The following is a 7,496-nucleotide window of genomic DNA, read 5'->3' on the forward strand; positions in this document are numbered from 1 at the left end:
TAGTGTATTGGAAATCTCATCAATGTTATGGTCTTAAATTCGGGGGAAAGGTCAGTGCCAGGCAGCCGCAAAACAGCCCCAGTCAAAGCAGGAGTGATGCCGCTCATCGCGAGTCAGCAAACAACAAGCCCCGGCAAAATCAAGAAGTCAGTCAGTCTTTCAACTTTCACTCTTCTGATGCTGGGGCCGGTGTAGGTTGTAGTGCATATAACGGAGACAAATTACTTTAGGGGAGGTTTACACAGTCGGAAACTTTGACAAAGTTAAGTGTATCGACCTTGAGTTTTTTAAAAACCTTAACAATCTTCTCGTGAACCATGACATGAGGAAAGTCAGAGTATTCAGGCATAAATACCAAACGTTCATTTTCGGGTATAGTTTGCATCTTTTGCTTGCAGAGAGAGTATCGTTTTATTGCATACTCGTCTTCACCTGGCTTGTAGTTGTTAATCAAGCACTCTTCAAGGTTCAAAACATCCATATACTCAAAAATATTGAATACCCAAAAGCCTTCATGATAATTTTGCTCGTCGTCGACAATCACAGCTGGGTATAACTGAAAAAACTCATTGTCTACCTCACCAAGCTCCCGTTTGATCTCGTCATCAATAATAGGGTAGTTAATTGCCATATGCGCTTTTTTAATTGGTCGCTTAACCCCTTTTGCAAGGTCCTCATCCCGATAGCCATTTTTAAAAAACATAGGATCACCGGCCGTTAGTTTCGTGAACTCATAATGTCTCATGGCAGAACGCATTTCTGGGCTAAGGTATAGGGTTTCCTCATCGTGGTTCAGGGAAAGAATATAATACTGCTCGTTGTATGGGTTCATCTGCCTTCTCTTTGGAATTATTTCGAATTTACACAAGTGATCTTTTCAGTTTTTCTTTAAAATCATTACTATGAACGAAATAAAAAATCATCTCTCATTGCCGGCATTCATGTTCCAATAGCGTTGACAACCAAATTATAGTAGTTCTGGACACTTAACCGGCAAAAGTAAATCGCTCTGCCCCCTTTCAGCTGTATTTCCCGTTCTTATGTCCCGGGTTTTCTCAGGCTCCACTCAATCAGCTTGGCTCTGATCAGGCGTTGCGAAAACTGCTGGGGATCAAGAACCCAGTTGATGGCGATTTCCCGAACGCTCACCTCATCCGGATAACCTCCCCCTGTAGACAAACCGTTAATATGGCAACGCTTGGCCGCTTGAACCTCAGCCTCTGTAGGTTCACCCGCCGAAATGTGGCTTTGGTCATATTCATGCAGCCCATCATGATACACGGCGTATTTTCTTGTTACTTGACCGTCTTCTGCCATAAACCAAAAATTGTATATACCGCCCTGATGGTCGCCAAAGCCATAGGTTTTCCCAAATTTCTGGCTTAACCTAGCGGCGAATTCTGAAAGGTTGCGTAGGCATTCATCCAGCATCTCCATACTGTCCCTGCGGCCATACTGCCGGAACGGCAAGCCCCAACCGCCAACGTAGATAAGCCCATCAAGATCCGCGACAACCAGGTGTGAAGTTTTCCAGATAAACTTCAGATCGTCGGCAGACCCCAAATCACTGATGGACTTGATATCCGCTTCCCCCTTCAGGTGTTCAACTATTCCATCCAGGTCGCGGCTTTCTACGACCAACCAAATCATATTGCGATACATCGAAACGCTCATTTCTATTCCCTTAAATATCTGGCGAATGCAATTTCAGTAGTCCACGGGTTCTAGTGGCTCAACAATGAGCCGGGACAGTAACAAAACCCAAAAACAAAACCAAGACAATAAACAAAATCCAGACCCATAGTTTTCGACAAATTGTTGACTCCTTGCCTATGTTTCAATGGTTTCTTAGGTATCAAGGACTCTTCGCAACTGATTGATGATAGCGGGCGCATCATCCGCAATAACAAGGTGGCCACACGGCAGCCAGCAGGACGACCTGTCCTTTTGAACCATTTAATTCCCACCGACAATGGGTTGCGACTTCACCTATATCAGGGCTTCTTGGTCCCCTTGCAGCTATGACAATGCTCTATAAAACCAGAGTTACAACCACCTCCAACATCGATGAAGGCAAGGGGCTACCCATTGCCAGAAGCTATTTAGCTGAATTCCCAAGGCTCCATGCTCTCCCTCACCCATCGAACCCTATTCGATCTTCATTGTGCTTGGGAACTCGACTTTGTACCCACTTCAATAGCCGAGAAACCTTCACTGGAGTTGAAAGAGGATCTTCCTCAAGTGGAAACCTCTGCCATTCTGTAACATTGACAACTAGACATAATGATTCCCTGTGCAGGTGTCGGCCTCCGTGTTTTCTCGTGGATTAGTTAAACCAGAGCCACACTGTTTGTTGATCCAATAGGCAAACAATCACAGGAGGCCGACATGTCTAAAGCTAACACACTTTTTATCGGGTTGGACGTACACAAGGAGACCACTGACGTGGCCTGGGTTTCTGATAAGTCTGCTGAGACTGTGCATTACCATGGCACAATCCCAACCAACCTGCGTTCATTCGATAAACTCATTAAAAATCAAACAGCCAAGACCAGCAAGCTCTGTGTTATCTATGAGGCTGGTCCCTGCGGCTTCTGGCTCTATCGCCATCTGTTGCGCCGTGGCATTGAATGCTGGGTGGTAGCACCGGCACTCATCCCCAAAGCCCCGGGCGACCGGGTCAAAACCGATAAACGCGATGCCATGACATTGGCCAGGTTAGCGCGTAGCGGCGATTTGCACTCTATTTATGTTCCGGATGAGCGGGATGAAGCTATCCGCGACCTTATCCGCTGCCGGGAAGATGCCATGCTCGATTTGCGCCAGGCACGGCAACGGCTGAAATCCTTTCTGCTGCGTCATGGTCATCCCTGCACTGTTCGGCAAAACTGGACCGAGGCCTATCGACGCCACCTGGCTGATATCAGCTTTCCTCAAAGTGCTACTAAAATCACCTTTCAGCATTACGTTCATATCGTTACCGAGCGCTATGAGCGCTTGCAACGGCTGGAATTGGAACTGCAAAGCCTGGCCGAAAGCTGGCGTTGGTACCCACTGGTGCAACGTCTGACGGTACTGCGTGGAGTACGTTTCTTATCCGCTATGACCCTATTGGCGGAACTGGGTGACCTCAGACGCTTTGCTTCTCCGCGTTCACTGATGAACTTTGTCGGTTTGACACCCAGCGAACACTCCAGTGGTCAGCGGGAACGGCGTGGCGGCATCACTAAGTGCGGCAATAGCCACGCCAGACGCATCCTTATTGAATCGGCCTGGGCCTATCGTTTCCCCGCTAGGGTCTCGAGGGAATTGGAAAGTCGCCAACAAGAGCACTCTATCAAACTGCAAACTCGCTCATGGGAAATCCAGCTGCGCCTATGTCGACGCTTTCATGCCTTAAAAGCAAGAGGCAAAGAATACAATAAAGTCGTTACCGCTGTGGCTCGCGAACTGACAGGCTACATTTGGGATTTAGCCCAAGGTTTTGATGCCGATATGCCACAACAAGCGTACTGAATTACATTTAAAAATCACTCTGGCAGCGCCGGACGGCGGCAGCGGTGCGAGCAATCCTCGAGGGCGTTAAGCGGTCACATCCGCGCTTCTAGACTGAGGCAAGGCTCCTGCGGCGAACACAAGTAATGCGAATAACCAAACTCGCGGATATCAGCAAGGTCAACCGCCGACACTTACTCGCCAAAGTCCGACTGTCAGAGTGTCCTTACCGGAGATTTTTGGGTCTCCGGTAAGGACACTTTTATCTATTTGACAATGGGAATCATATCAACGCCTTTACCCGGCTTATATCGGGTGTCTCCATTGTTCCTGGCTATATTGTTCCTGTTCCCTACTAAAGCAGTGGCTGTAGATTACATACCACGCATATAATCACGCACATCCTCATCACTGGGTGATTGCGTTTCATCACTAACTCCTAAACTTAGAATGCTCGTCTTTGCTCGTGGGTTAGGCTCTGATAAAAAGGAGTATTGTAAGCTCTTTTTCGCACAGAAGAATAAGACGCTAATACTTCTGGAGAAATAGCTTCAATAGGGTTATAAGAAAAATCAATTCTCCTAAGGTTATTCCCAGGCTTCAATTTTGGCAAAGACATTAAACGATTGAATGAAACATCGACTGCTTTTAGCCAGGGCATCTCAGCAATCACACTGATATTATCCAAGTCGTTTTCACTAACAAATAAGCCTTCCAAATTAGACAGTGATGCCACCGCCGAAATATCAACAGTCCCATTATTTCTAAAATCTACTTTTACAAGACTGGGTAATTTATCAATACCATCTAATGTAGGTAGATTACTAGTTGCACCAAATATCTCTTTTAAGTTTGGTAAATCAGTCACATTTTCCAGCACATTATCTTCGATAGAACGAAAAGCAATACGTTTTAACTTAGGTAGATTACTAATTTTCGGTAGGCTACCTTTTTTTACGTCATAGATCGAAATCTTTTCTAAACTTTTAGGAAGGGCTAAACCATTAAATCTTGAGTCCTTCATTCCATCAATATTCAATTCACGCAACTTATCTAAATTGTGTACAGTGGCAATATTCTTGTAACCTGGATTTTTTAATCTAAGCTTCTCCAAATTTTTCAAAGAACCTACATCAATGTTTAAAGATGACAAATCTATGGATAAGAACTTTAGCGACTTTATTTTATTGATACCGTTAAAACTACTCGAGTTAATCACATAACTAATCAATACATCGAGATTTACTTGTTTTTCTAAGTTACTAATAAGGCGTATCTCCTCACCACTAATCAATAATTTATTAAGGCGCCCAGATTGAGGTAGAATAATATGTTTAACATTATCTACTGCTGAAATGCTGAGTCGTTCCAATTGATAAAACTGGCTTAAATCCATTTTATCATTAATAAACATTGACCGCCTTAAATGAACATAACGAGCATCCACAATAGCTGATAAAAACTCTGGAGGTATAGTTGTGTTTTTCTCTGATACAACGTTTACTGCTTTGCCATGTTGGTCTAAAAGCACGGCAATGCGAGATAGCGAGCCCGAGCCTCCAAAATGTTCATTTCTTCCTTCGATTGAAGGAACCAGATGATCATTTTGCCTTTCACGGCGCTCTGATGGAAGATCCCCGAGCTCTCCTGTTAGGCCATTGACAAAGAAGCTTAGTTTTCCATATTCAGGTTTAAAATTTTGCTTTATCTTTTGCACTACGGGCGAAGCTTGGATAATCGCTGCCGCTTTCTCTTCAGGAGACAACGCCAATACTTGCCCTACCACCAGTAACCATAATCCAAGTATGGCTGTCAACGAGCCCACATGTTTTTGTTTTATCACAATTTGTTCTCCATCAATCGATTCTGAGTATAATTGAGGATACGAAATCTCGGGTGATTCCATATTCTACACAGGTGAAATTCTCGCTCACTCGGTTCTGCTGGCGCAAATAAGTCAGTATTCAACAATTGAGCAACAGACATGACCTCAATGTTTACTCATTCATTCTCCAATAAATGAACTGAGATAAAGCACTTACCATGTCAAGTCAAGTAATAAAAACCGCCGAAGGCAGTTTTTTATTGTTAATTACCTTTCCTCAAAATGCCAACGATAATAATGTGTAGCATTGTGGTCAAACCAATAATAAATACATAATCAAGCAAGCTATTGACCCCATCCGATAACTCGATATACATCCGATAAAGCAACGGTGGTAGATTACATACCACACATATAATCACACACGTCCTCATTATTGGATGATTGCGTTTCATCACTAACTCCTAAACTTAGAATGCTCGTCTTTGCTCGTGGGTTAGGCTCTTATAAAAAGGAGTATTGTAAGCACTTTTTCGCACAGAAGAGTAAGACGCTAATACCTCTGGAGAAATGGCTTCAATAGGATTGTCAGAAAAATCGATGCTCTTAAGCTTGCTTTCTAACTTCAATTTAGGTAGAGCCCGTAAGCGATTATATGAAACATCGATGTCTTTTAGCCAGGACATCTCAGCAATCACATTTACATCATCCAGAACTTTTTCACTAACAAATAAGCCTTCTAATTTAGACAGTGATGCTACTGACGAAATATCAATAGTCTCATTATTATTTAAGTTCACAGTGACAAGGCTGGGTAGTTTTTCAATACCATCTAATGTAGGTAGCTCAATACCTGCGCCAAATAATTCTTTCAGGTTTGGTAGATTATCCATATTTTCCAATATATTATCTTCAACAGAACGAAAAGAAACACTTTTTAATTTAGGGAGGTGACTGATTTTAGGAAAACTACCTTTTTTATGTTAAACATCCAAATTTCTTCTAAGTTCTTAGGCAGAATCACGTCTTTAACTTTCGGATCATTCATTCTACGTATACTTAGCTCACGCAAATGTTCCAACTTATTAATAGTGGAGATATTTTTGTATTCTGGCATAGTTAACCTAGCGCTCTCCAAATTCATTAAGGAACCGATATCAAGTTCAGATCCTGACAAATCTATTGACAAGTACTTTAGAGACTGACTTCCGTCAACAATATCGAATCCATCAAAATTTACTACGGAGCTAATTAACACATTAAGACGAGTTTGCTTTTCAACATTCAAAACACTCTCCAGATTAGCTTGATCAATCCTTAACTTAGCTAAATTTCCAGCTTCTGGTAGAACTATATGTTTTGTCGTGTCTACAGCTATAATTGCAAGTCTCTCTAGATTACCAAACTGACTTAAATCAAGCGTACTGTCTAAAAACTGCACTCCCCACAGAAGCATATACCGAGTGTTGGCAACAGCCTTTATAAATTCAGTTGTTAATTTGGTGTTACCCTCAACGACAACATTTATAGCTTTTCCTTGTTGATCAAGAAGCACAGCAATACGGGACAGCGAGCCAGTTCCACCAAAAATTTCATTACTTCCTATTATTGTAGGAATAAAGGCGTCATTACGTCTTTCATGCTGCTCCGAAGGTAGCGGGCCGATTTTCCCTGTGAGTCCTTCAACAAAAAAATATAGCGAGCCATATTCAGACTTAAAACCTCTTTGAATATTTTGTGCTGCAGGCGAAGCTTGGATAATTGCTGTCGCTTTCTCTTCAGGAGACAACGCCAATACTTGCCCTACTACCAGTAACCATAATCCAAGTATGACTGTCAACGAGCCCACATGTTTTTGTTTTATCACTATTTTCTCCATCAATCGATTCTGAGTATAATTTGGGCGTAAAATGAAAAGGACGCAAAATGAAGATACCCATAATTCTTGGTAGATTATTGGCTCCTTGTCTAAATAACTGATCCTATTTTTGCTACATCTTGCTGAACCCTTGTGGCGCAAGAGTTTCCGGATATGCGCTCCTGAAGCCCAGCTCATCAGGCTTGGTGTTCTAACTGCGTCAAGTTACCATTTGGAGACGATATCGGTGCAGTATTCTACTGTTTGGAACTAATGAAATGGACACCTCCCCACAAAGACTTCAGTGAGCCATGCTGT

Annotated in this window: 6 protein-coding genes; 1 reads left to right on the top strand and 5 read right to left on the bottom strand. The window is 42.8% G+C overall.

Annotation, left to right across the window (positions count from 1 at the left end; all coding sequences use genetic code 11):
- Positions 1-226: 226 nt before the first annotated feature.
- Both ON072_RS20595 and ON072_RS20600 read right to left on the bottom strand, forming a co-directional pair.
- The gene (locus ON072_RS20595) at positions 227-832 is read right to left on the bottom strand and encodes a hypothetical protein (protein ID WP_044734272.1); all 606 of its coding nucleotides are present in this window, start codon (positions 830-832) and stop codon (positions 227-229) included.
- A 206-nt stretch (positions 833-1,038) separates the two neighbouring features.
- Complete coding sequence (locus ON072_RS20600) at positions 1,039-1,674, bottom strand: hypothetical protein (protein ID WP_261753335.1); 636 nt, start codon at positions 1,672-1,674, stop codon at positions 1,039-1,041.
- 714 nt (positions 1,675-2,388) lie between these two features.
- On the opposite strand from ON072_RS20600, the gene ON072_RS20605 reads away from it, so the two are divergent.
- Positions 2,389-3,516, top strand: coding sequence for an IS110 family transposase (locus ON072_RS20605; protein WP_274626167.1), 1,128 nt, complete (start codon positions 2,389-2,391; stop codon positions 3,514-3,516).
- Positions 3,517-3,940: 424 nt separating this feature from the next.
- Here the strand turns inward: ON072_RS20605 and ON072_RS20610 are convergent, their stop codons facing one another.
- The 3 genes from ON072_RS20610 to ON072_RS20620 form a co-directional block, all read right to left on the bottom strand.
- Positions 3,941-5,338, bottom strand: a complete 1,398-nt coding sequence (locus ON072_RS20610) for a leucine-rich repeat domain-containing protein (RefSeq protein ID WP_208186054.1) — start codon at positions 5,336-5,338, stop codon at positions 3,941-3,943.
- Positions 5,339-5,790: 452 nt separating this feature from the next.
- Positions 5,791-6,222, bottom strand: a complete 432-nt coding sequence (locus ON072_RS20615) for a protein phosphatase 1 regulatory subunit 42 (protein WP_261753333.1) — start codon at positions 6,220-6,222, stop codon at positions 5,791-5,793.
- 35 nt (positions 6,223-6,257) lie between these two features.
- On the bottom strand, positions 6,258-7,187 hold the full coding sequence (locus tag ON072_RS20620; protein WP_261753334.1) for a hypothetical protein: 930 nt from the start codon (positions 7,185-7,187) through the stop codon (positions 6,258-6,260).
- Positions 7,188-7,496 lie beyond the last annotated feature (309 nt).

Origin of the sequence: Shewanella sp. K8 (assembly GCF_028823715.1) — a bacterium.
Classification (GTDB): domain Bacteria; phylum Pseudomonadota; class Gammaproteobacteria; order Enterobacterales; family Shewanellaceae; genus Shewanella; species Shewanella algae.

Excerpts from the sequence above, each read along its gene's own strand:
- ON072_RS20600 (WP_261753335.1), bottom strand. The coding sequence starts at position 1,674 with ATGAGCGTTTCGATGTATCGCAATATGATTTGGTTGGTCGTAGAAAGC.
- ON072_RS20605 (WP_274626167.1), top strand. The coding sequence starts at position 2,389 with ATGTCTAAAGCTAACACACTTTTTATCGGGTTGGACGTACACAAGGAG.
- ON072_RS20595 (WP_044734272.1), bottom strand. The coding sequence starts at position 832 with ATGAACCCATACAACGAGCAGTATTATATTCTTTCCCTGAACCACGAT.